The organism is Roseateles sp. P2_H4, from assembly GCF_056403315.1.
The window spans coordinates 63,408-86,359 of the sequence record NZ_JBFUFR010000021.1; the positions used below are offsets into that span (position 1 = coordinate 63,408).

Here is a 22,952-nt window from a genome sequence, read left to right on the forward strand (position 1 = left end):
GCGGCCGCAGATGCCGGCCGAACTCGGGGAGTGAGTTCCATCACTCTTCACTTGTTGGTCAGCTTGGTCGCCAAGCATGGGAAGTCAGCTCCATGTTGGCCTGCCGACAGCTTCAGGGCAATGGGCGCTACCTAACCCCTAGCTTGAAGCATGCCAGAGGTGATTTTTCCGCAAGCCTGGGGATTCACCTGCGCTGCCACAGGTCCACGATGCCTTTCCGCTTGGCGCATTCAGGAGACTGCCATGACTACCCCCAACAACGGCCACGGCCTGCTCGGCACGCGCGAACAGAAGTTCACCCGCCTGCTGCCCGAGAACCACAAGCCCTTCAGCGACGCCAGCCTCGACGCCCTGGCCGCGCTGATGATCGTCCCGGACGACGAGCTCAACGACGGGGCCGACGCCGAGGAGAACCTGAAGGTCCCTGCCGGCTACACCTACTTCGGCCAGTTCATCGACCATGACCTGACGCTGGACACGACTTCGTCCTTCTCCAGGCCCACGGACGCCGCCTCCAACCTGCGCACGCCGGCCATGGACCTGGACTGCGTCTACGGCGCCGGGCCCCAGGACCAGCCCTATATGTACGCCGCCGACGGCGCCACGCTGCTGATCGACGCCAGCGGCAAGGACCTGATGCGCCAGCCGGTGAACGGCCGCGCCATCATTGGCGACAAGCGCAACGACGAGAACTCCATCGTCTGCCAGATCCAGCTGGCGATGATCAAGTTCCACAACGCCGTCGTGGCCAAGCTGACCGCCAGCGGCGATACCGGCAACCTCTTCGAGCGCGCCCGCGCCGAGGTCACCTGGACCTACCAACGCGTCGTGCTGGAAGACTATCTGCTGCGCATCGTCAACACCCACACCTACGACTTCTTCACCCAGCGCCGCGCGGCCCTCGGCGATGCCGCCTACGACCTCTACGTGCCGACGCTGCGCACCCAGCTGCCCAAGGAATTCGTTGGTGCGGCCTACCGCTACGGCCATTCGATGGTGAGGCGCGGCTACCGCCTCAACACCGCGACCAAGAAGCTCATCTTCGACGGCGGCGACCTGACCGCCGACAGCCTGATCGGCTTTCAGCCACTGCCGGAAAACCATGTCATCGACGACTGGGGCCGCTTCTTCACGCCGAGCTTCGGCATCCCCGTCAAAAACGGCCCCGAGCCGGTGGAGAACAACCCGGCCGTGCGCCTGCAATGGGCCTACAAGATCGACCCCTCGCTGGTGGACCCGCTCGCCAAGTTGCCGCCCAGCGTGGGCAACGGCGCCTCGCTGGCGAGCCTGAACCTCAAGCGCGGCAACCTGCCCAGCTATGCCATCGCCACCGGCCAGGCCTTTGCCGCCAAGCTGCGCGAAAAGCCGCTGGGCGAGGACGAGCTGATGGTGCGTGCCGAAGGCGCCAACGGCTTCACCTTCAAGAGCATCGCCAGCGCCGATCTGCGCTTCCTGACCGAAACGCCGCTGTGGTTCTACATCCTGGCCGAAGCTCAGGTGCCGGTGCTGACCTATTGGCGCGAGGCGGGCAAGCGTGATTTGAACGATGACGACTTTGCCACCGGCCCCTGCTCGGTCTCGCAGCTCGGCCCGGTGGGCGGGCGCATCCTGATGGAGGTATTCAACGGCATCGTCGACGCCGACCCACGCTCCTTCCGCAATGCCGCGCCGGCGGGCTGGGTGCCGATGATCGGCAAGGAGATCAGCTTCTGGAACGTGTTGAAGTTCACCGGTCTGGTGTGAGCGGCTGCCACTCCACGAGCACCTGATCGGCGGCCGGCTTGCGCGCCGGCCCCGCAGGGCGGCGCGCGGGCGTGCCCAGCGCGATCCAGCCGACCAGCGTCTCGCCCGGCTCGCAGAAGGCCGCAGCGATGGCCGGGTTGCGCACCTTGGCGCCGCTGAGCATCTTGCCGCCAAAGCCCAGGGCGTGGGCCGCCGTCAGGAAGTTGGCGATGGCGCCGCCCACGGCCGCCCACTGCTCGTGCGCGGGCACCTGCGGGTGGCCGAGGTCGATGCGGGCGACGACGGCGACCGTCAGCGGCGGCTTCAGCGCGCGCTCGGCGTCCAGCGCCGCGCCCTCCTCGCCCTTGCCGGCAGCCAGGGCCGCGTCGGCAAACAGGGCGGCCATGCCCTCTTTTGCGGCACCACGCACCAGCTTGAAGCGATAAGGCACCAATTCGGCGTGATCGGGTGCGCGCAGCGCGGCCTGCACCATCAGCGCGAGTTGCGCGTCGCTCGGCCCGGGCTCGACGAGGTGCTTGGGGCCGACCGAATAGCGGGTCAGCAGGGCCTGCAGCAGGGTCTCTTCCATCATTGCGTCAACATCCTTCGGGCGGCCCAGGACAGTGCGTCCACCAGGCCCACCAACGCGATCATCGCCATCAGCACCGTGCAGGTCTCGTGCATCTGGAAGAGGCCCAGGTGGTAGCTCAGCATCTGGCCCAGGCCGCCGGCGCCGACGACACCCAGCACGCTGGCCGCGCGGATGTTGTTCTCCCAACGGTAGAGGGTGTAGCTGACGAGCTGGGGCAGGGTCTGCGGCAAGGTGGCGAACAGCCACACGCGACCTGCGCCCACGCCGCGCTGGCGCAGTGCCAGGGCCACCTCGGGCGAAGCGTTCTCGAAGCTCTCGGCAAACAGCCGGCCCAGCACGCCGCTGGTATGCAAGGCCAGGGCCAGCGTGCCCGGCAGCGGCCCGAGGCCCGCCAGGATGAGCAGCAGCGAGGCCCAGACCAGCTCCGGCACGCTGCGCAGCGCGTTCAGCACCAGGCGGGCCGCCACACGCGCCGCGCCCGAACCGGCCGCCGGCAAGGCCAGCAGCAGGCCGCCGACCACGGCCAGAGCCGTGCCGATGGCCGACATGGCCAGCGTCTCCAGCAGCGCCCAGCCGGTCCTGGCCAGGAAGGCCGGCGCGGTCTCGGGCGGGAAGAAGCTCAGCCCGAAGCGGCCCATGCTGGCCAGGGCCTCGGGGCCGAGGAAGGCGGCCCATTGCAGGTCCAGCGACCAGAAGCTGGCGATGACGAGAGCCAGCAGGCCCGCCAGCACGGCGGCGGTAGACAGCCTCATGCGAGCCTCCCGCGCAGCCAGCGGCTGAACGCATCGCTGGCCATCACCAGTGCGATGAACACCAGCAGGATGGCGCTGACCTCGTTGCCGGCGAACATCTTGGACGCGTTGTCCAGCTGCTGGCCCAGGCCGCCGGCGCCGACGAAGCCGAGCACGACGGAGGAGCGCACCGCGCATTCCCAGCGGTAGACCGTGTAGCTGAGCAGCTCGGGCAGGCAGCTCGGCAGCGCGCCGAACAGCAGGGCCTGCAGCCGGCCGCTGCCCGAGCGCAGCAGGGCCTGGGTGGGCGCGGCGTCGGCGCTCTCCAGGATCTCCGCATAGACCTTGCCCAGCATGCCGCCGTAGGCAATCGCAATGGCCAGCACGCCGGCCGTGGCACCGAGGCCGACGACGCGGACAAAGACCAGGGCCCAGACCAGCTCCGGGATGGAGCGCAGCAGCACCAGCAGCGCACGCACCGCGCGGCGCAGCCAGCGCGCCGGGCCGGGGCGGCCCTCCAGCGTGCTGGCCGACAGCCGCGCCGTCGACACCAAAGCCAGCGGCACGGCCAGCAGCAGCGCCAGGCTCATGCCCGCCGTCGCGATGGCCACCGTGCGCCAGGTGTCGCGCCCCAGCAGGCCCAGGAACTCGGCATCGGCGCGCGGCGTGATGAACTGGGCCAGAAAACGCCCGGTCGCGCGCAGGCTGCGCTCATCGAACAGCGCCCAGGGCTTGAACTCGGCCAGCACCAGCAGCGGCCAGGCCAGCACCAGGGCGATCAGCAGCGTGGCCCAGCGCTGGCCGACGGCGGGGTCACGCAGCGTCATCGGCACATGGCCTGCGGCAACGGTACGGCCTGAGGCAGCGGCGCGATCTCGGGCGGTGCCTCGTTCTGGCTGCGGTAGAGCTCGTCCAGCAGCTCTTCATCGAGGCCGCCCGGCGCGCCGTCGTAGACGACCCGGCCGGCGCGCAGCGCGACGACGCGGGGGAAGTGCTTCAGCGCCAGATCGACCTGGTGCAGGCTGCAGACCAGGGCCGCGCCGCGCTCGCTGGCGTTGCGCTGCAGCGTTGCGAGGGCCAGCCCGGCACGGGTCGGGTCCAGCGCGGCCAGGGGCTCGTCGGCCAGCCACAGGCGGGCATCGGACACCAGCAAGCGCGCCAGGCCAACGCGTTGGCGCTCGCCGCCGGAGAGCCGGTCCACACGCAGCCAGAGCTTGTCGGCCAGATCCAGCTGCGCCAGCGCGGCCTGGGCCAGTGGCGCATCCGGCGGGCTCCACAGCGTGCGCAGGCTGCGCGCCAGCGACATGCGCGGCAGGCGCGCGGCCAGCACGGCCACCGCTACGCGCTGGCGTGGCGGCAAAGGCGGCTGCTGCGGCGCCAGCGCGATGTCCGCCCGCAGGCGCTGGCGCTCTGCGCGGCCCAACGCCCAGGGGTCAGCGCCGTTCAGCGTGAAGCGCCCACTCAGCGGGCATTGCATCAGCGCCAGCAGGTTCAGCAGCGTCGTCTTGCCCGCGCCCGAGGCACCGATGACGGCGACCTGCTCGCCCGCGGCCAGCGCGAAGCTGACGCCGCGCAGCACGGGCGTTGTTCCACCGAGCGCCGCGGCGTCGATGCCGCTGATTGCAATCACTTCAGCAGGCCAGCGTTCTCGGCTGCAGCCTTGATGCCGACATAGTTCTCCGGCTTGGTCACCACGAACTTCGTCGCGCGCTGCAGGCCGAGGATCTCCTTGCCTTGCGGCGTGTTCGGGTCCAGCGCGAGGAAGGCGGCCTTGATCTTTTCCTGCAGGGCCTGCGGCATGTCGGCGTGGACCGACCAGTTGTAGTCGTAGTAGGCCGGCGTCGTGTAGAAGACCTTGACCTGCGTCGGGTCGACCTTCTTGTCGGCGACGAACTTTTCCCAGACCGAGATGTTCAGCGCGCCAGCGTCCACCTTGCCGCTGGCCACGGCGGCGATGGTGGCGTCATGCGCGCCGCTGAAAGCCACGCGCTTCAAGTCCACGTCGGGGTTGATCTTGGCGGCCAGCAGATAGCTGCGCGGCATCAGGTGGCCGGAGGTGCTGCTCTGCGAACCGAAGCTCAGCGTCTTGCCCTTCAGGTCTTCCAGCTTGGCGATGCCGCTCTTGGCATCGGTGATGAAGACAGAGCGGAACTTCTCGTCCTCCTCGCGTTGCACCAGCGGGACGATCTTGCCGTTGCTGCGCACATTGGCCTGCACGAAGGTGAAGCCGCCGAACCAGGCCAGGTCGATCTTCTTGTTGACCACCGTCTCGACGGCCGCGGCGTAGTCGGTCACCGGCGTCCACTCGACCTTCATGCCGAGCTTGCTCTCCAGGTAGGCCCCCAGCGGCGCGAACTTGCGCGCGAGTTCGGTGGGTGACTCGTCGGGGATGGCGGTCACGCGCAGCACCTGCTGGGCCTGGGCGGCCACGCCGGCCAGCGCCAAGGACATCACCACACCGCGCGCCAGACTGGCGACGACACGAGAGAGGGCCATATTGAATCTCCTGAGAGGGTTAGAACACGAGGGTGGCCCACGCGGAGTGGGCGGCGCGGGAGGCGTATTGGACAGCACCGCCGTGATGGCGGCCGGCGGGGATCAGGTCGGCATGCGTCAGGCCATGGGCCGCGAGGGCGTCGGAGCAGGCGTAGAAGCGCGCGCCGTGGTCCAGCGCGTCCTTCATCCAGTCGGCGATGGTCTTGTCGAAACGCTCCGAGGCGCGCAGCTGCTCGGCCACGCCGGTCTTGAGCAGCAACACGGCTCGCGCCGAGAAATAGACCTCGACCTGCAGCTCCAGCGCGGCGGCAGCGGCGGCGTGGGCGAAGGGCGTGGCGAGCCGCACCGGATCGTCGGGGTCCGCGGCCCAGAGCAGGATGGCCAGGCCGGCGCGCTTCATGGGCCAGTCTCCAGCTGGTTGAGCCACGCCCAGTGCTGCAGGGCCGCGCGGATGGCGTCCGCGCCGATGGCGAGGCGGGCCTTCTCCTCGGCGAGCCGAGAGGGCGCCAGCTCGACCAGCCAGCCCTGGTCGTAGGGCGATTGGTGGATGAGCTCGGGGCGCTCATCCAGTGCCTCGTTCACACGGGTGACGACACCGGACAGCGGCGACTTCACCGACAAGATGGACTTGGCCAGTTCGACGACGGCGATGGAATGACCCTGCTCGACCTCGCTGCCAACCGGCTTGGGCCGGCACATATAGATCTCGCCCGAGGCCTTGAGGCCCAGCGCCGTGATGCCGATGCGGACATGGCCACCGGGCAGCGGCTCGGCCCAGGTCTGGTCTGCCGCCCAGTACCAGAACGCCTCGGGCATCTCGGTGCCGGCGATCAGCATGGCCAGGCCCAATGGCGGAAAGAGGAGGGAGTCGAACCCACCCGGCGGCGCGTGGCGCCACCCACCGGGTTTGAAGCCCGGCCGACACACCGGTGTCGTTCTCTTTCCATGTTCATGTGTGCGTCGCCTCGGCGAACAGCCCGCTGTCCGCCCGGAGCCGATGCTCGTCACCCACGCGGCGCAGCAGGCCGACGCGATCGAAATGTTCCAGATGCTGGATGGCCCGCTTGCGGCCCAGGCCGGTCGCGTCGCGGAAGGCCGCGGCGGTGACCATGCCCTGCCCGGCGCCGAGGTCGCGGGCGATGCCGGCAAGGCGCGTCATCGTCGCGGTGTCGCAGTAGAGGTCCTTCACCACCTGATGCAACTCGCCCTGCTGGGCAAGGCGGGCAAGGGTGGCGCGCACCAGCGGCTCGGGCTCGGCGCAGTCCTTGGCAAGGTCGCGGGCCCAGGCGCCTTCCGCGCCGGCGGCGGCCAGGCGAGGCGCGATCTTCTGCGCGATGCGCTCCTCGATAGCGGATAGCTGCACGCCATGCTCGGGCAGATGCACGAAGGCGCCGCGCTGGGCGATGCGGCCGCCGGCGCGCAGCTCGGCCAGCAGCTGGCGCCACAGGGGCTCGGCGAGGCGCGGCGCGACGAGGCGGCGCAGGCGGGCAGCGTCGGGGCCGAGTTCGTCGGGCGACTTCAAATGGAAGTCGGCCAGCGCGATGAGCAGCCTGCTCGTCAGCGCCGCGCTGGCCTCGCTGCCCAGGGCCCAGCCGTCCAGCGGCTCGGCCAGGCCTTCAGCCTGCGCAAAGCGGGCCAGGTCCAGCCCGAGGGACGACAACGCCAGCAGCCGCTCGCGGCGTTGCCCGGCGGTAGGCAGCTCGCAGGCCGCGAGTTCGGCAAGCCGCTCGGGCGTGCGGCGGTAGCGCACGGGCGCAAAGGGATCGAGCACGATGCCACCGGCGATGGTGCGGCTGGCGCCGGCGTCGCGCAGCACCAGGCGGTCGCCGCGCCAGGCACCGACGGGCGCATGGCAGATGAGCTGCACGCGGGCCGAGCCGCCGGGCGCGATGGCTTCGCCGTCCAGCACGGCCACGCTGGCCATGACGGCCTGAGCGCCCAGGTGCATGTGCACGCGCGTGCCCGAGCGCAACGGCTTGGCCTCGCCGGGCCACAGCGTCAGCCGCGCGTCGAGGCGTTCGGTGGCCAGCGCCACGGCCGGCGCGGTCAGCCACTGGCCACGCGGCGCATCTTCCTTGGCCAGTCCGGCAAGGGCGACGGCGCAGCGCTGGCCGGCCTGGGCGCGCTCGACGGCCTGGTTCTGCGCATGCAGGCTGCGCACGCGGGCGCGGTGACCCTGGATGACGAGTTCGTCGCCGACGGCGATCTCGCCGGCGTGCAGCGTGCCGGTGACGACGGTGCCGACGCCGTCGAGGCTGAAGGCGCGGTCCACGGCGAGGCGGGAAGCGAGGGGTTGCGAGGCGCGCGCCGGCAGTTGGCGGGCGGCGCTGAACAGCAGCTCGCGCAGTTCAGCCAGGCCCTGGCCTGTGGGCGCGGACACGGCCAGGATGGGCGCGGCGTCCAGGCCCGTGCCGGCAAGCAACGCCCTCACCTCCTCCTGCAGCGCCGCGATACGGGCAGACTCGGCGCGGTCGGCCTTGGTGATGACGACGGCGCCGCGGGTCAGGCCGAGCAAGCTCAACACGGCCAGGTGCTCACGCGTCTGCGGCATGACACCGTCATCGGCCGCGACCAGCAGCAAAGCGAAGTCGATGCCGCTGGCGCCGGCCAGCATGGTGTGCACCAGCTTCTCGTGTCCGGGCACGTCGATGAAGCCAATCCGTTCATCGTGGTTCGGCACATCGAGATAGGCATAGCCCAGCTCGATGCTGATGCCACGCGCCTTTTCCTCGGGCAGGCGGTCCGTGTCCACGCCCGTCAGCGCACGCACGAGCGTGGTCTTGCCGTGGTCGATATGGCCGGCGGTTCCGACAATCAAGCCAAGGACTCCTTCAACACGGCCAGCTGCGAGGTCAGCAGCGCGGGTTCTTCGAGGCAGCGCAGGTCCAGCACCATGCGGTTGTCTTGCACGCGGCCGATGAGCGGGCGGGGCAGCTCGCGCAGCGCGGTGGCCAGCGCTTCAAGCGTGCGGCCGCGGCCGTCGACCGCGCTGATTGCCAGGCCGGCCGAGGGCAGACGCTCGACAGGGAGTGAGCCGGAGCCGATCTGGCTTTGCAGCGCCATGGTCTCGACAGTGAAGCGCGGCGCCACGGCGGCGGCGACCTCGGGCAGCAGGCGTTGGGCCAGCATGGCAATCTGTTCCCGGGACCTCGTCAACAGGCGCAGTGTGGGCAGGTCCTGCGCCAGCCTTTCGGGCCGCAGATAGAGCCGCAGCGTGGCCTCCAGTGCCGCGAAGGGCAGCTTGGACAGGCGCAGCGCGCGCTTCATCGGGAACTTGCGGATCCTGCCGACCGCCGCGCGGCTGCCGACGATGAGGCCGGCCTGCGGGCCGCCCAGCAGCTTGTCGCCGCTGAAGGTCACGACATCGCAGCCGGCCGCGAGCATGGCCTGGGGCAGCGGCTCGGCGGGCAGGCCGTAGGCGGCCAGGTCCACCAGCGCGCCGCTGCCGAGGTCGGTCATCAGCGGCAGGCCGGCCGCGTGCGCAATGGGTGCCAGCGTCGCCTCATCCACCGACGCCGTGAAACCCTGCACCTGGTAGTTGCTGGTGTGCACCTTGACGATGAGACCGGTGCGCGGCGTGATGGCCTGCTCGTAGTCGCGTGGATGGGTGCGGTTGGTGGTGCCCACTTCCACGAGCGTCGCGCCGGCCGCACTCATGACGTCGGGCATGCGGAAGGCGCCGCCAATCTCGACCAGTTCGCCGCGCGACACGATGGCCTCCTTGCCGCCAGCCAGCGCCGCAATGCCCAGCAGCACTGCGGCCGCGTTGTTGTTGACGACGGTGGCGGCCTCGGCGCCGGTCAACTCGCATAGCAGGCCTTCGATCAGCTCGTCGCGGTCACCGCGGGCACCCGCGGCGAGGTCGAATTCGAGGTTGTTGGGCGAACCCATCAGCGCCAGCACCTGCTGCAGCGCAGCGTCGGCCAGCAGGGAGCGGCCGAGGTTGGTGTGGATGACGGTGCCGGTCAGGTTGAGCACGGCGCGCATGGCGGGCTGCATGCGCGCCTGCACGCGGGCGGCGAGTGCGGCGGGCAGGCCGTCCAGGTCTGAGCGGGTCAACGCGCCGGCCAGGGCCTGGGTGCGCAGCGCTTCAAGCAGCGCCCTCGCCTCCTTGGCCACCAGCGTGTGGCCATGCTCGGCCACCAGCGGCGCGGCTTCGCGCAGCAATCTGTCCAGGGCCGGGAGGTCTTTGGGACTTGCCTTGGAACCGTGGACCACGGATTCGTCGGGCGCGGCCATCAGTGCTCTCGTCCGGGTGGTGGTGCCTCGTCCGGCTCGCCGAGCAGCAGCAGCAGGTTGACGCCGTGGGGGTGCAGGCCGGCCTCGCCCACCAGCAGATCCAGCGTCAGGCTGGCGAGGTCGTCGGCGACGGGTTCGACGCCGTTGTCGCGTGCCGGGTGCATGAGCTTCAGGTAGTGGCCGCACTCGCTGCAGCACTCGGCCTGCACGACGGCGTCGGCGGTGGTCGAGGCGTCGTCGGCCGCGACCAGGCTTTGCAGTGAGATGCCCTTGGTGCTCTGGCAATGCGTGCACTTGATGCGCACGTAATGCCATTGCGTGGCGCACAGGCCGCAGGCGAGGTAGCGGGCACCCTCGGCGCCCAGGCGCTCCAGCGACGCGACCGGGTGGGAGCCGCAGCAGGGGCAGAGCGTGGGGTCGTCGGTGCGGCCGAAAGGCGGCACGGGCGCGCCGGCGTGTTCGGCATAGGTCTGCCGCACGAGGCGCGTGAAATGCAGCTGCAGGCCGGCAGCGATCAGGGGCGCGCTGGCCAGGTCCAGCCCCAGCATGACGCCGGACAGCAGGCGGCCGGCCTGGGTCTCCAGGTGCTCATCGCTGGCGGCGGCGAGCTGCAGCGCGGCAGCCTTGGCGGGGCCGTCAGCGAGGCCACGGGCCAGGTCGGTCAGCAGGGCGCGCAGCGAGTCGCGCCAGACGGCGGCGCGCGGCCAGGTTTCCGCCGGCAGCAGCGGCGCGCCGTCACGCGCGGCGGCGTCGATGTCGTCCGGCGTGGGCAGGGGCACGGCGACCTTGGCCGACAGTGCGCGGTGCTGGGCGTCGGCCAGCTCGGCGACGAAGCGCAGGAAGTCGCCCATGGCATGCCCGTCGGCCAGCGCACGCAGGCGCAGCGCGCGATCGGCAAACACGCCGGGCTCGGGCAGGTGCAGAAAGCTCAGTTGCTCGCCGGCGCGAACGGCGATCTCTTCCGGGCTGAGGATCTTCTGGGTGCTACTGACGGTCATTGGTCATTTCGCGATGCCACAGCGCGTGATTCTGACGCGCCCAGCCCTCGGTGACCGTGCCGCGCGTCATCGCCCGCAGCGTGCCCCTGACCCAGATGGCCGCGTAGACGTGCACGATGACGGTCAGGATCAGCACCGTGGCCGACAGCGCGTGCAGCACGACGGCGATGCGCCGCGCAATGATGGGGAAGCTGTTGGCGAACCAGGGCTGCCAGAAGATGAAGCCGGTCAGCACCAGCACAAACAGGCTGATGGCCATGGCCCAGAACACCGCCTTCTGGCCCGCGTTGTAGCGGCCGACCGGAGGCATGCGGCTCTTGTCGCCGCGCAGCATGTCGCCGCTGTGCTTCATCCATTCCTTGTCGAGGTCCGTCATGCGGTTGTGACGCCACAGCTTCATGAACATGACGACGAAGCACAGCGCCATCACCAGGCCCATGAAGGGGTGCAGGATGCGCGCCCAGGTGCCACCGCCGAACAAAGCGGTCAGGAAGTAGAAGGCCGGGTGGAAGAAGGCCAGGCCCGACAGGCCGGCACCGAGGAAGAACAGCACGATCAACCAGTGGTTGGTGCGCTCGCCAGCGTTGTAGCGCTGCAGAAGGCGGGTTCCCATGGTGCACTCCTGTCAGGCGGTGGGGCGGTCGACATCGTCGCGGGCATCGCTGCGGGCGAGGTTGCGGTCCGCTTCGGGATCGTCCGGGTCTTCGATGGGTCCCACACGCGTGTAGTGGAAGAAGCCGGCCACCGCCGCGCCGATCATGGCCGCCACGGCCAGCGGCTTGGCCACGCCCTTCCACAGCGACACCAGCGGGCTGATCTTGGGGTCGGCCGGCAGGCCGTGATACAGCTCGGGCTTGTCGGCATGCTGCAGCACGTAGACGACATGGGTGCCGCCCACGCCCGGCGGGTCGTAGACGCCCGCGTTGGCGTAGCCGCGCTCCTTGAGGTCGACGATGCGCTCGGCGCCGTAGTCCAGCATGTCCTCCTTGGTGCCGAAGCGGATGGCGCCGGTCGGGCAGGCCTTGGCGCAGGCCGGTTCCAGGCCCACGCCGACGCGGTCGGAGCACAAGCTGCACTTGTAGGCCTTGCTGTCGACCTGGCTGATGCGCGGCACATCGAAGGGGCAGCCGGTCACGCAGTTGCCGCAGCCGATGCAGTGCTCGGAGATGAAGTCGACGATGCCATTGGTGTACTTGACGATGGCGCCTGGCGCCGGGCAGCTCTTCAGGCAGCCCGGGTCCTCGCAGTGCATGCAGCCGTCCTTGCGGATCAGCCATTCCAGCTTGTCTTTCTCGACCTCCACCTCGGAGAAGCGCATGACGGTCCAGCTCTGGGGCGTCAGGTCGCGCGGGTTGTCGTAGGTGCCGTGGTTGTCGCCGACATCGTCGCGCAGGTCGTTCCACTGCATGCAGGCCACCTGGCAGGCCTTGCAGCCTATGCAGGAGGACACGTCGATGAGCTTGGCGACCTCGGCGACGTGCTTGCGGGCCTGGGTCGACGGCGTCGTCGTCGCGGAGCGCTTGGCGATATCGAGAGATTGAAGTGATGACATTTCAGGCCCTCTCGATATTGACCGTGAAGCTCTTGAACTCCGGCGTCTGCGTGTTCGCGTCGCCCACGAAGGGGGTCAGCGTGTTGACGAGATAGCCGGGCTTGGCCACGCCGACAAAGCCCCAGTGGTTGGGCAGGCCCACGGTGTGGATGCGCTTGCCGTCCACGTCCAGCGACGCGATGCGCTTGGTGACGACGGCCACGGCCTTGATGAAGCCGCGGTTGCTGCTCACCTTGACCCAGTCGCCGTTGGCGATGCCCTTCTCCTTGCCGAGTTCCTCGCCGATCTCGACGAACTGCTGCGGCTGCAGCACGGCCGAGGTCAGCACGTTCTTGGTCCAGTAGTGGAAGTGCTCGGTCAGTCGGTAGCTGGTGGCCACGTACGGGAAGTCCTTGGGCGTGCCGAAGGCCTCCATGTCGCCCTTGAAGACGCGCGCGGCCGGGTTGGACTTGGCCTTGGCGTTGCCCGGATGCATGGGGTTGGCGGCCAGCGGCGTCTCGAAGGGCTCGTAGTGCTCGGGCAGCGGGCCGTCCACCATGCCGGTGGGCGCGAAGAGGCGGGCCACGCCCTCGGACGTCATGATGAAGGGCCGCACCGCGTCGGCATCCGTCGGGTTGGCGTCGGGGCGGATGTCGGGCACGTCGGAGCCGCCCCAGCGCTCGCCGTTCCAGGTGACGAGCTTGCGCTTGGGGTTCCAGGGCTTGCCGGTCGGGTCGCAGGAGGCGGCGTTGTAGAGCACGCGCCGGTTGGCCGGCCAGGCCCAGGCCCAGTTCAGCGTCTGGCCGATGCCATAGGGGTCTGCGTTGTCGCGCCGGGCCATCTGGTTGCCGGCCTGCGTCCAGGCGCCGGCGTAGATCCAGCAGCCGCTGGACGTGCTGCCGTCATCGCGCAGCAGGCCGAAGCCGCTGAGCTGCTCGCCCGCCTTGGCCAGCACCTTGGTCGCGTCCTTGGGGTCGGTGACGTCGGCCAGGGCCTTGCCGTTGTACTCCTTGGCCAGCTCCTCGGCCGAGGGGTTGGTGGGCTGCAGATAGGGCCAGGTCAGATTGACGATGGCGTCAGGGAAGGCGCCGCCCTCCTTCACATACGCCGCCTTCATGCGCGTGTAGAGCTGGGCAATGATCTCGGGGTCGCCCTTGGCCTCGCCCGGGGGCTCGGCGCCCTTCCAGTGCCATTGCAGCCAGCGGCCGGAGTTGGTCAGCGACCCGTCCTCCTCGGCGAAGCAGGTGCTGGGGAAGCGGAACACCGTTGTCTGGATGTCCTCGCTCCTCACGTCGTTGTGCTCGCCGTAGTTCTTCCAGAACTCGGCCGTCTCGGTGTTGAGCGGGTCGATGACGACGAGGTACTTCAGCTTGGACAGGCCACCGACGATCTTCTTCTTGTTCGGGAAGGAGCCGACCGGGTTGAAGCCCTGGCAGATATAGCCGTTGAGCTTGCCCTGGGCCATCAGCTCGAAGGCCTGCAGCACGTCATAGGCCTTGTCCCACTTGGGCAGGTAGTGGAAGGCCCATTCGTTGTCGGCCGTGGCGGCCTTGCCCCACCAGGCCTTTTGCTGGCTGACGAAGAACTTGGGGTAGTTCTGCCAGAAGCTCATCTGGCCTGGCCGCAGGGGCTTCAGCGCCCGGGTCTTGTAGTAGGTCTCGAGGTCCTGCTCGCTGTCGCGGGCCAGGCTCATATAGCCGGTCAGCGAGGTGGAGAGCAGGCCCAGGTCGGTCAGGCCCTGGATGTTGGAGTGGCCGCGCAGCGCATTCATGCCGCCGCCCGGCAGGCCGATATTGCCCAGCAGCAGCTGCACGAGGGCGCCGGTGCGGATCATCTGCGAGCCCTGGCTGTGCTGTGTCCAGCCCAGGGCGTACATGATGGTCATGACCTTGTTGGGCTTGGAGGTCTCCGCGATCATTTCGCAGACCTTGAGGAACTTGTCCTTGGGCGTGCCGGTGATCTTGCTGACCTGCTCGGGCGAATAGCGCGAGTAATGCGCCTTCATCACGTTGAGCACGCAGCGCGGGTGTTCCAACGTCGGGTCGACCTTGGCAAAGCCCTTGTCGTCGAGCTCGTAGCCCCAGCTCTTGTTGTCGTAGCGGCGCTTGGCCTCGTCGTAGCCGCTGAAGATGCCGGCCTCGAACTTGTAGTCCTCGCCGACGATGAAACTGGCGTTGGTGTAGGCCTTGACGTACTCGGTCTGGATCTTGTTGTTGGTCAGCAAATAGTTGATGACGCCACCCAGGAAGGCGATGTCAGCGCCCGCGCGAATGGGCGCGTAGTAGTCGCTCATGGCGGCCGAGCGCGTGAAGCGCGGGTCGACGACGATGAGCTTGGCCTTGTTGTGGTGCTTGGCCTCGATGACCCACTTGAAGCCGCAGGGGTGGGCCTCGGCGGCATTGCCGCCCATGATGAGCACGAGGTCGGCGTTCTTGATGTCCACCCAGTGGTTGGTCATCGCACCGCGCCCAAACGTCGGGGCCAGACTGGCCACCGTCGGGGCGTGTCAAACGCGCGCCTGGTTGTCGAAGACCAGCATCCCCATCGAGCGCATCGCCTTGTGGGTGATGTAGCCCGATTCGTTGGAGGAGGCTGATGCACACAGCATGCCGGTGGTCAGCCAGCGGTTCACCGTCTTGCCGTCGGCGTTCTGGGCGACGAAGTTGGCATCGCGGTCGGCCTTCATCAACTTGACGAGGCGGTCCATGGCCTCGTCCCAGCCGACGCGCTTCCACTCCTTGCTGCCCGGCTCGCGAATCTCGGGGTGCTTGAGCCGGTTGGGGCTGTGCACGAAGTCCAGCAGGCCGGCGCCCTTGGGGCAGAGGGTGCCGCGGTTGACCGGGTGGTCAGGGTCGCCCTCGATGTGGATGATGGACGACGTGACGTTCTTCGCCTTGTCGCCCAGGGAATACATGATGACGCCGCAGCCCACCGAGCAGTAGGGGCAGGTGTTGCGGGTCTCGGTTGCCCGGGCGAGCTTGAAGTTGCGCGCCTCGGCCAGGGCGGCCGTCGGCGAGAACCCCAGGGCCACCAGGCTGGACGCTGCCAGCCCCGCGCCGCTCACCCGGAAGAACTGCCTCCGGTTCATGTCCATTCGGCTGTCTCCTGCGGGCACCGCCCGCTCTTGTGCAGGAACGAATCACACGGGCAGCCATCGTTGGCCACCGCACTGTGATTTCTTCACAAAGGAGAGCCCTTGTCCAGGGAGGGCAACCCTGGTGGACTGGATCAGTCGGGTATCAGGTTGTCTTGGAAATGGAGATGCTCGGGAACTTGGCCGAGTAGTCCTTGCCCTGGGCGGCGATCTTGGCCGCGACCTTGCGGGCCAGGGCCTTGTAAAGCCCGGCCACCTCGCCGTCCGGCTCGGCGGCGACGGTCGGCGTGCCGGAGTCAGCCTGGGCGCGGATGCTCATGGCCAGCGGCAGCGCGGCGAGCAGCTCGGTGCCGTACTGCGCCGCCATCTTCTGGCCGCCGTCGGCCCCGAAGATATGTTCGGCATGGCCGCAGTTCGAGCAGATATGCACGGCCATGTTCTCGACGATGCCGAGGATGGGAATGCCCACCTTCTCGAACATCTTCAGGCCCTTCTTGGCGTCGATCAGCGCGATGTCCTGGGGTGTCGTGACGATGACGGCGCCGGTGACGGGCACGCGCTGCGACAGCGTCAGCTGGATGTCGCCGGTGCCGGGCGGCAGGTCGATGACGAGGTAGTCCAGCTCCTGCCAGCGGGTCTGGCGCAGCAACTGCTCCAGGGCCTGCGTGGCCATGGGGCCGCGCCAGATCATGGCCTGATCGTCCTCGACAAGGAAGCCGATGGAGTTGACCTGCAGGCCGTGGGCGATATGCGGCTCCATGTTCTTGCCGTCGAGCGTCTCGGGGCGGCCGCTGACGCCCAGCATCAGCGGCTGGCTGGGGCCGTAGACGTCGGCATCCAGCACGCCGACGCGGGCGCCTTCGGCATGCAGGGCCAGGGCCAGGTTGGCGGCCGTSGTGCTCTTGCCCACCCCGCCCTTGCCGGAGGCGACGGCAATGATGTTCTTGACGCCCGGCAGCAGCTGCACGCCGCGCTGCACCGCATGGGCAACGACCTGGGTCGTGATGGCGACGCTGACATTGCCGACGCCTGGCAGGCTCTTGGCCGCTGCCACCAGGGCCGCACGTAACGCCGGGTGCTGGCTGGCCGCCGGATAGCCCAGTTCGACTTCGACGGCGACGTCGCTGCCCTGGACCTGAACGGCCCTGATGGCTTTGGCCGCGCCCAGGTCGCGGCCGGTTCCGGGGTCGACGACGGCTTGCAACAGGGGTCGCAGCGTGGCTTCGGAGATCGCGGTCATGGGCGGCAGGAGTTCACTGAAACAGGGCGCGCAGTCTAGCTGCCGGCGCTTTTGCATCCAGTTGGCGGGGTTTGTGCGTAGAGTGAAGCGGCCTCGCACTGCCGTTGGAGATTTCATGCGCCGTCCCGTTCTTTTGCTTGCCACTGTCCTGCTCAGCGCCCCTGCCCTGGCCCAGTCCAATGGCAAGCTGCTGCTGACCGGCGGCGTGTCCAGCATCGACGGTGCGGCCGGCGGTGGCCTGACGCCCTGGGCGGTGACCGGCAGCTACGCCACGGCGGGCGAGGTCGGCGCCACCGCCTTCATCACCCGCGCCAAGACCGGCAACTACGGCCTGCTGACCTATGGCGCGGCCGTCGCCTTCCATGACCGCGTCGAGATCTCGCTGGCCAAGCAGGACTTCGACACCGAGAGCAACCTCGCCCCCCTGGGGCTGGACGGCCTGCACCTGAAACAGGACATCCTGGGCGTCAAGGTCCGCATCGCCGGCGACGCCGTGCTGGACAGCGACACGCTGATGCCTCAGATCGCCATTGGCCTGGAACACAAGAGGACCCATGCCGGCAACCTCGGCCCCACCCTCTTCGGCCCGCTGGGCGCCAAAGACTCGGGCACCGATTTCTACGCCAGCGCCACCAAGCTGTTCCTGGCCGACGGCGTGCTCGTCAACCTGACGCTGCGCGCCACCAAGGCCAACCAGAACGGCCTGCTCGGCTTTGGCGGCGCCCAGGGCAAGGGCTTGCGGCTGCAGCCGGAGTTCTCGATCGCCAAGCTGCTGCGCAAGGACCTCGCCATCGGGGTCGAGTTCCGCGCCAAGCCCAACAACCTGAACAACTCCATCCTCGGCGCCGGCGCGCTGAAGGAAGACGACTGGAAGGACGTCTTCATCGCCTGGGCGCCCAGCAAGCACTTCTCGCTGACCGCGGCCTGGGTGGACCTGGGCCGCATCGCGCCGGCCGTGCAGCCCAGGCGCCAGACGGGCAGCTATCTGTCGGCGCAATTTGCGCTCTGAAGGAATCACCATGCGCCCTGTCGCCCTTGCCTTCCTGCTGCTTGCCAGCGTTTGCGCCTTTGCGCAGACGCCACCAGCCAACGACAGCATCTACCAGGCCTGGGGCGGCAAGGCCGGCATCCGCGCCGTCATGGACGACTTCGTGCCGCGGCTGGTCGCCGACCCGCGCACGGCCCCCTTCTTCAAGACCACCAACCGCGAGAACCTGGCCACGCAACTCACCGAGCAGCTCTGCCAGGAAGCCGGTGGCCCCTGTGTCTACAAGGGCGCACCGATGAAGCTGGTGCACCAGGACCTGGACATCGCCCGGCGCGACTTCAATGCGCTGGTGGAAATCCTGCAGCAGGCCATGGACGCCAAGGGCATTCCCTTCAGCGCGCAGAACGGCATGCTGGCGCGCCTGGCGCCCATGCACCGCGAAATCGTCACGTCGGTGAGTGATTCGCAGCAGTCTCGGTAAAGAAAGCTTTCGTTAACGACTCGGCCACAAGCCAGCCCGGGTGGCGCGGCAAACTGCCGGCCATGCAACTCACCCGTGTTTCCGCGGCCGCCATGCTGGTGGCCTGCGGCAGCTTCGCCGCCGTCGCCCAGACTCGCCCCGCCCCGCCCGAAGCAGCAGCCTCCGCGCCTGCGACCAAACCTGCCGCCAAGTCCGAGCAGCTCAAGCGCGTCGAGATCAGCGGCACCGCCAGTGATGAATCCATCCGCAAGGCCTCGACGGCCAGCAAGATCGTCATCACGCGCGAGGAGATCGAGAAATACGGTGACTCGACGCTGGGCGAGATGATCAAGCGCCTGCCCGGCGTGACGACCGGCGGCCGTCCCGGCCGCGGTGGCGACATCCGCATGCGCGGCATGGGCGGCGGCTACACGCAGATCCTCGTCAACGGCGAGCGCATGCCGCCCGGCTTCTCGCTGGACCAGCTTCCGCCCGAGCAGGTCGAGCGCATCGAGGTGCTGCGCGCACCCACCGCCGAATACGGCACGCGCGCCGTGGCCGGCACCATCAACGTCGTGCTGCGCGAGGCGCTCAAAAAACGCCTCAACGAGTTCCGCGCCGGCTTCGCGACCGAGCGCGGCAAGATCAGCCCCGGCATCAGCTGGACGCGCAACGACAACTTCGGCGAGGGTCACGCCTACAACCTGACCGTCAATGCCCTGCATGGCGAGCGCATCGACAACATCATCAACGACACGCTGACGCACACGGTCGCCACCAACAGCGACAGTCTGCTGACCTCGCGCGGGCGGACTTCTGATGAGCGCACGGCGCTGAACCTGACCGGCCGAGTGCAGTTCAAGCTCAACGCGACCGACAGCCTGGCCATCCAGCCCTTCATCGTGTCGACCAAGTCCAGCAGCAACTCCCAGCTGCTGCAGACGACGACACCCACGCCTGCCGTCAAGCCGCCCGGCTTCTTCGACCAGGCCGACACCGACGGCGACAACCGCTTCACGATGGCACGGCTGAACGCCCAGTGGCAAAGCAAGCTCAGCGCCGACACCCGCGTCGAAGCGCGCGGTGGCCTCGGCCGTGCCCGTGGCGAGAGCCACAGCCTGCGCCAGGAAAGTCTGGCCGGCGCGGCCTCGCGGCTGCAGCAGGACGACAACACCAGCCGCGACAGCAGCTGGAGCGCACTGGCCAAGCTGTCGCACAACCTCGGCGGCGACCACAGCCTGGTCTCCGGCATCGAGGGCGAAGGCACGACGCGGCACACCAACCGCGTCACGCTGGTCAACGGCTTGCCTCAACCTGGGCTGGACGATTTCGGCGACGACCTCGATGCCTCGTCCACGCGCGTCGCCGCCTATGCCCAGGACGAGTGGAATGTCGGCAAGCAATGGGACTTCTACGCCGGCCTGCGCTGGGAAGGCATCACCACCAAGTCCAGCGCGGCGAGCTATGACGCGCGCAACAAGTCCAGCGTCTTCACGCCGCTGGCGCATGCCCGCTACAAGCTCGACGACAAGGGCCGCGACATGATCCGCGCGAGTCTCACGCGCAGCTATCGCAGCCCGCAGCTGCAGGACCTGATCGCGCGGCCGACGATCAACAGCCAGGTGCCCCACCAGGCCAACACGCCCGACCGCGCCGGCAACCCCGACCTCAAGCCCGAACTGGCGACCGGCTTCGAGATTGGCTATGAGCACTACCTGGTCAAGGGCGGCCTGCTCAGCGCCAATTTCTTCGCCCGTCGCATCAGCAACCTGATGCGCACCGTGACGGCGCTGGAGACCGTGCCCTGGGCCGCCACCCAACGCTGGGTGGCGCGGCCGCAGAACATCGGCAAGGCCTCCACCGCCGGCGTCGAGCTGGAAGCGCGCTTCCGCCTGGATGAGTATTTCGAGGACGCGCTGCCCATCAATGTGCGCAGCAACTTCAGCGTCTTCACGTCGAAGGTGGAAGGCATTCCGGGGCCGAACAACCACATCGACGGCCAGCCCAAAGGGACGGCCAACCTGGGGGCTGACTACCGGCTGCGGTCTTTGCCACTGACGCTGGGCGCCTCGTTGAACTGGACGCCATCGACCACCATCCAGCAGACGCTGATCACCGAGACCACGGCCAGCCGCAAGGCGGTGGTGGACGCCTTCGCACTGTGGGCCATCAACACCGAGCAGTCACTGCGACTGTCGGCGACGAATCTGTCGGCGATGGACTACTTCAATGGCACGGTCATCGCGACTGGGGATCAGGTGATCACGTCGCGCAGTGGGGGGCCGAGCTATACGCAGTGGCAACTGCGGTGGGAGATGAAGATTTGAGGCTGGGTTGCTTTTGCCGCGGTCCTCATGACTCGCGTGCAGTGCCGCGGGAATCCGCCCCGCGAGGGCGGGTAACTTTTCTCTGACGCGCCAGAGAAAAGTCACCAAAAGAGGAGCGCTAATGCAATCCGCACTCGAGCGGGATCAGGCGCTCGCAAGCTCGGAGTAGCCSCGGGCCTACAAGCGAACCGCTGCGCTCTCGCACACGACTTGTGAAGARCGCMAGCGATCGGACCTTCAGGCCAGTTAACGCCGGCTGCACGCCGKGCTCATCARRACAGCCCAATGCAGCGTCGCCCGAGCGACGCGGCTGTTCGGTATTTCCTGATGAGCCCGGCGTGCAGCCGCGCGTCGAACGGGGTGCTGGTGCGATACATCGGGCTCGTCACAAGTCGTGTGCGAGAGCGCAGCGGTTCGCTTCTTGTCGCAATGCCGCTGGCTGTTTTCGCGAGCCGCTCTTCGCGGCGTCGCGGTCGTGTGCGGTTCAGGGCCTCTTCTTTGGTGACTTTCTTCTGGCCCCGCAGAAGAAAGTTACCCGGCCGCCGGGACGGACTCCCGGCAATGCATCGAGCAGACACGCTCTACGCAAAGGCAACCAACCCAATCACCAATCAGCCCAAACTCGAAGTCACCCACGGCCCCGTCAGCCCATCCAGCTCACAGTCCCACAACGCCTGCGCATCCATCTCGTCGACCACGCCCTCGCCGTAGACCTTCAGCGCCAGGCTCCTCAGCATGATCACCATGCCCCGCACAAACGCCGCCCGCCCCGCCTCGCCGGCCACGCCCAGCAGCACCGAGGCGTCCAGCTTCACGTAGTCCAGCCCGGCCTGATAGAGCTTCTCGACCTGCGCCAACCCAGCCCCGGCATGCTCCAGCCCCAGCTTGACGCCGAGCGGCCTCAGCTGACGCCCAAACTCCAGCAGCCGCTCGAAATGCTCGGTCGCCGCCGCCTCGGCCAGGTCCAGCAGCAGGGCACGCGCAGGCTGCGGCCATTGCGCCAGCAGCTCACGCAACTGCGGCAGAAACGCAGCATCGGCCAGCGACACGGGCGCCACATTGATGCAGCGCGCCTGGCCATCGGCCGCGATCGCCCGCAGGGCCAGATCCACGGCGAGCAAGTCGACCTGGGCCGTCATGCGTGCACGCACCGCGAAAGGCAGCCAGGCCGCGGCCGGCTGGAAGTCTTCATCGAGCTTAAGCTGCAACGGACATTCCAGATGCAGCACACGGCCGCCCCGGTCGCGCACCGGGAATTCGATCAAGCGACCACGCTGCTGGCTGACAGCCTCCTGCAGCTGGGCCCGCCACAGGCCTTCGCCCTGCTCGCGACCGACGCCAGGGTCGGCCACGATCTCGACGACGAAGCCGCCACGCGCCTCGCTCTGGTGTTCGGCGCGGGCCAGGGCCGCATCGGCCTCGCCCAGCCAGACGCTGCTCGGCCGTTCGCGCGGCAGCTCGATGGCACCCAGGGCCACCTGCACGCCGGGCCCGAAGGCCGGCAGGCTGGCGCGCAGCGCGTCAGCCAAGGCGTGGGCCGTCTCGGCGGCCACGCCCTCGGCCGGCAGCCACAAGGCGAAGTCGCCACCGTTCATTCGGCCAACGCGGCAGCCAGCGACAGACTCCGGATAGGCCTGCAAGGCCGACACAACGGTCAACAGCACGTCGTCGACGGCGCCACGGCCCAGGCGGGCGTTCAGGCCGGACAGATCACGCAGGCGCACGAGCACGAGACCAGCCACGGCCGGGCCGTCGTCGCGGCGCAGCGCGGCGTCCAGCTCGGCCAGGAAATGCTTGCGGGTGGACACGCCGGTCAGCGGGTCGTGGTGGACCTGCTCGCGCAGCACCAGCAGCTGGCCGGCCTGGGCTTCGAAGAGATCGCGCACGCGCTGCACCATGGCGTTCATGGCGCGGGTGAGGCGCTGCAGCTCGGGCACGCGCGGCTCGACGACCTGGCCATAGCTGCCCGACAGCACGCCCTCGGCCTGGGCCACGGCGGCGTCCAGCGGGCGGCGGATGCGCCTGAGGCCCGCCCAGGCCAGTACGRCCGCCACGATGCCGACGATGAGCAACCACGCCAGCAGCCGACGCGAGGTGATCCACAGCGTGTCATGGGCATAGCTGGAATGGCTCTTCAGCTCGACGGCGCCGATGGCATTCCAGCCGTTGGACAGCTGGGCCACGCCGGCCGCGGCTTCGATGGGCAGCATGGCGCGGAACCAGGCCGGCGCCTGGCCGGGGCGCGGCGCCTCGGCGCGCTCGAACAGGGTCTCGCCTGTGGCACTGCGCCAGCGCACGAACTCGTAGGCGCCGGTGTCGAACTGGGCCGACACCAGCAGCTTGATGAGCTCACGGTCACCCCGCTGTTGAGACAGCGCCAGCGCCAGCGCCTGCGCGTTGTCGGCGTTCTTCAGCTCCAGCTGGGTGAGCATCAGCTGGCGCGCCGAGACCGCGGACAGGCCGACCGCGCCCACCAGCGCGGCCAGCACCACGCCCAGCACCAGCCAGGCGATCTGCCGCATCAACGACATGTC

At 68.7% G+C, this 22,952-nt stretch carries 19 protein-coding genes and 1 tRNA gene; 4 read left to right on the forward strand and 16 right to left on the reverse strand.

Features of this window, described 5'->3' with window-relative positions; translation table 11 throughout:
- Positions 1-243: 243 nt before the first annotated feature.
- A complete protein-coding gene (locus AC1DW3_RS16870; RefSeq protein ID WP_477932943.1) occupies positions 244-1,743 on the forward strand; it encodes a peroxidase family protein in 1,500 nt (499 codons plus the stop codon).
- On the opposite strand, the gene AC1DW3_RS16875 is transcribed toward AC1DW3_RS16870, so the two are convergent.
- The 15 genes from AC1DW3_RS16875 to apbC all read right to left on the reverse strand — a co-directional run bounded on the left by AC1DW3_RS16875 (position 1,727) and on the right by apbC (position 16,643).
- Positions 1,727-2,314, reverse strand: a complete 588-nt coding sequence (locus AC1DW3_RS16875) for a nitroreductase family protein (protein WP_477932945.1) — start codon at positions 2,312-2,314, stop codon at positions 1,727-1,729. The genes AC1DW3_RS16870 and AC1DW3_RS16875 overlap by 17 nt on opposite strands.
- Positions 2,311-3,066, reverse strand: coding sequence for a phosphonate ABC transporter, permease protein PhnE (gene phnE / locus AC1DW3_RS16880; RefSeq protein ID WP_477932947.1), 756 nt, complete (start codon positions 3,064-3,066; stop codon positions 2,311-2,313). Before phnE (AC1DW3_RS16880) ends, AC1DW3_RS16875 begins: the two co-directional genes overlap by 4 nt.
- Positions 3,063-3,872 carry a phosphonate ABC transporter, permease protein PhnE gene (phnE, locus tag AC1DW3_RS16885; protein WP_477932949.1) on the reverse strand — a complete coding sequence of 270 codons (810 nt, stop codon included), beginning with the start codon at positions 3,870-3,872 and terminating at the stop codon, positions 3,063-3,065. Before phnE (AC1DW3_RS16885) ends, phnE (AC1DW3_RS16880) begins: the two co-directional genes overlap by 4 nt.
- On the reverse strand, positions 3,869-4,675 hold the full coding sequence (locus AC1DW3_RS16890; RefSeq protein WP_477932951.1) for a phosphonate ABC transporter ATP-binding protein: 807 nt from the start codon (positions 4,673-4,675) through the stop codon (positions 3,869-3,871). Before AC1DW3_RS16890 ends, phnE (AC1DW3_RS16885) begins: the two co-directional genes overlap by 4 nt.
- Positions 4,672-5,541: a putative selenate ABC transporter substrate-binding protein gene (locus tag AC1DW3_RS16895; RefSeq protein ID WP_477932953.1), complete on the reverse strand. Its 870-nt coding sequence runs from the start codon at positions 5,539-5,541 to the stop codon at positions 4,672-4,674. Before AC1DW3_RS16895 ends, AC1DW3_RS16890 begins: the two co-directional genes overlap by 4 nt.
- 19 nt (positions 5,542-5,560) lie before the next feature.
- A complete protein-coding gene (locus AC1DW3_RS16900; protein ID WP_477932955.1) occupies positions 5,561-5,941 on the reverse strand; it encodes a DsrE family protein in 381 nt (126 codons plus the stop codon).
- Complete coding sequence (locus tag AC1DW3_RS16905; RefSeq protein ID WP_477932957.1) at positions 5,938-6,378, reverse strand: glycine cleavage system protein H; 441 nt, start codon at positions 6,376-6,378, stop codon at positions 5,938-5,940. Before AC1DW3_RS16905 ends, AC1DW3_RS16900 begins: the two co-directional genes overlap by 4 nt.
- A gap of 12 nt (positions 6,379-6,390) precedes the next feature.
- A tRNA-Sec gene (locus tag AC1DW3_RS16910) sits at positions 6,391-6,486 on the reverse strand.
- 4 nt (positions 6,487-6,490) lie between these two features.
- Complete coding sequence (selB, locus tag AC1DW3_RS16915) at positions 6,491-8,359, reverse strand: selenocysteine-specific translation elongation factor (RefSeq protein WP_477932959.1); 1,869 nt, start codon at positions 8,357-8,359, stop codon at positions 6,491-6,493.
- The gene (selA, locus tag AC1DW3_RS16920) at positions 8,356-9,780 is read right to left on the reverse strand and encodes an L-seryl-tRNA(Sec) selenium transferase (protein WP_477932961.1); all 1,425 of its coding nucleotides are present in this window, start codon (positions 9,778-9,780) and stop codon (positions 8,356-8,358) included. The genes selB and selA overlap by 4 nt, the downstream gene beginning before the upstream one ends.
- Positions 9,780-10,778 (reverse strand): formate dehydrogenase accessory protein FdhE, encoded by a 999-nt coding sequence (gene fdhE / locus AC1DW3_RS16925; RefSeq protein WP_477932963.1) that lies wholly within the window; start codon positions 10,776-10,778, stop codon positions 9,780-9,782. Before fdhE ends, selA begins: the two co-directional genes overlap by 1 nt.
- Positions 10,765-11,391, reverse strand: a complete 627-nt coding sequence (locus AC1DW3_RS16930; RefSeq protein WP_477932964.1) for a formate dehydrogenase subunit gamma — start codon at positions 11,389-11,391, stop codon at positions 10,765-10,767. The genes fdhE and AC1DW3_RS16930 overlap by 14 nt, the downstream gene beginning before the upstream one ends.
- A 12-nt stretch (positions 11,392-11,403) precedes the next feature.
- Positions 11,404-12,330 carry a formate dehydrogenase subunit beta gene (fdxH, locus tag AC1DW3_RS16935; protein WP_477932966.1) on the reverse strand — a complete coding sequence of 309 codons (927 nt, stop codon included), beginning with the start codon at positions 12,328-12,330 and terminating at the stop codon, positions 11,404-11,406.
- Between the two features lies 1 nt (position 12,331).
- The gene (fdnG, locus tag AC1DW3_RS16940; protein ID WP_477932968.1) at positions 12,332-15,403 is read right to left on the reverse strand and encodes a formate dehydrogenase-N subunit alpha; all 3,072 of its coding nucleotides are present in this window, start codon (positions 15,401-15,403) and stop codon (positions 12,332-12,334) included.
- Between the two features lie 145 nt (positions 15,404-15,548).
- The gene (apbC, locus tag AC1DW3_RS16945; RefSeq protein ID WP_477932970.1) at positions 15,549-16,643 is read right to left on the reverse strand and encodes an iron-sulfur cluster carrier protein ApbC; all 1,095 of its coding nucleotides are present in this window, start codon (positions 16,641-16,643) and stop codon (positions 15,549-15,551) included.
- Between the two features lie 115 nt (positions 16,644-16,758).
- Between apbC and AC1DW3_RS16950 the strand changes: the two genes are divergently transcribed.
- The 3 genes from AC1DW3_RS16950 to AC1DW3_RS16960 all read left to right on the forward strand — a co-directional run bounded on the left by AC1DW3_RS16950 (position 16,759) and on the right by AC1DW3_RS16960 (position 20,418).
- Complete coding sequence (locus tag AC1DW3_RS16950; RefSeq protein WP_477932972.1) at positions 16,759-17,652, forward strand: DUF3034 family protein; 894 nt, start codon at positions 16,759-16,761, stop codon at positions 17,650-17,652.
- Between the two features lie 10 nt (positions 17,653-17,662).
- Entirely contained in the window at positions 17,663-18,112 is a 450-nt protein-coding gene (locus tag AC1DW3_RS16955) for a group I truncated hemoglobin (protein ID WP_477932974.1), read from the forward strand.
- Positions 18,113-18,174: 62 nt separating this feature from the next.
- Positions 18,175-20,418: a TonB-dependent receptor plug domain-containing protein gene (locus tag AC1DW3_RS16960; RefSeq protein ID WP_477932976.1), complete on the forward strand. Its 2,244-nt coding sequence runs from the start codon at positions 18,175-18,177 to the stop codon at positions 20,416-20,418.
- A gap of 611 nt (positions 20,419-21,029) precedes the next feature.
- On the opposite strand, the gene AC1DW3_RS16965 is transcribed toward AC1DW3_RS16960, so the two are convergent.
- A complete protein-coding gene (locus AC1DW3_RS16965) occupies positions 21,030-22,949 on the reverse strand; it encodes an EAL domain-containing protein (protein WP_477932978.1) in 1,920 nt (639 codons plus the stop codon).
- Between the last annotated feature and the right edge of the window lie 3 nt (positions 22,950-22,952).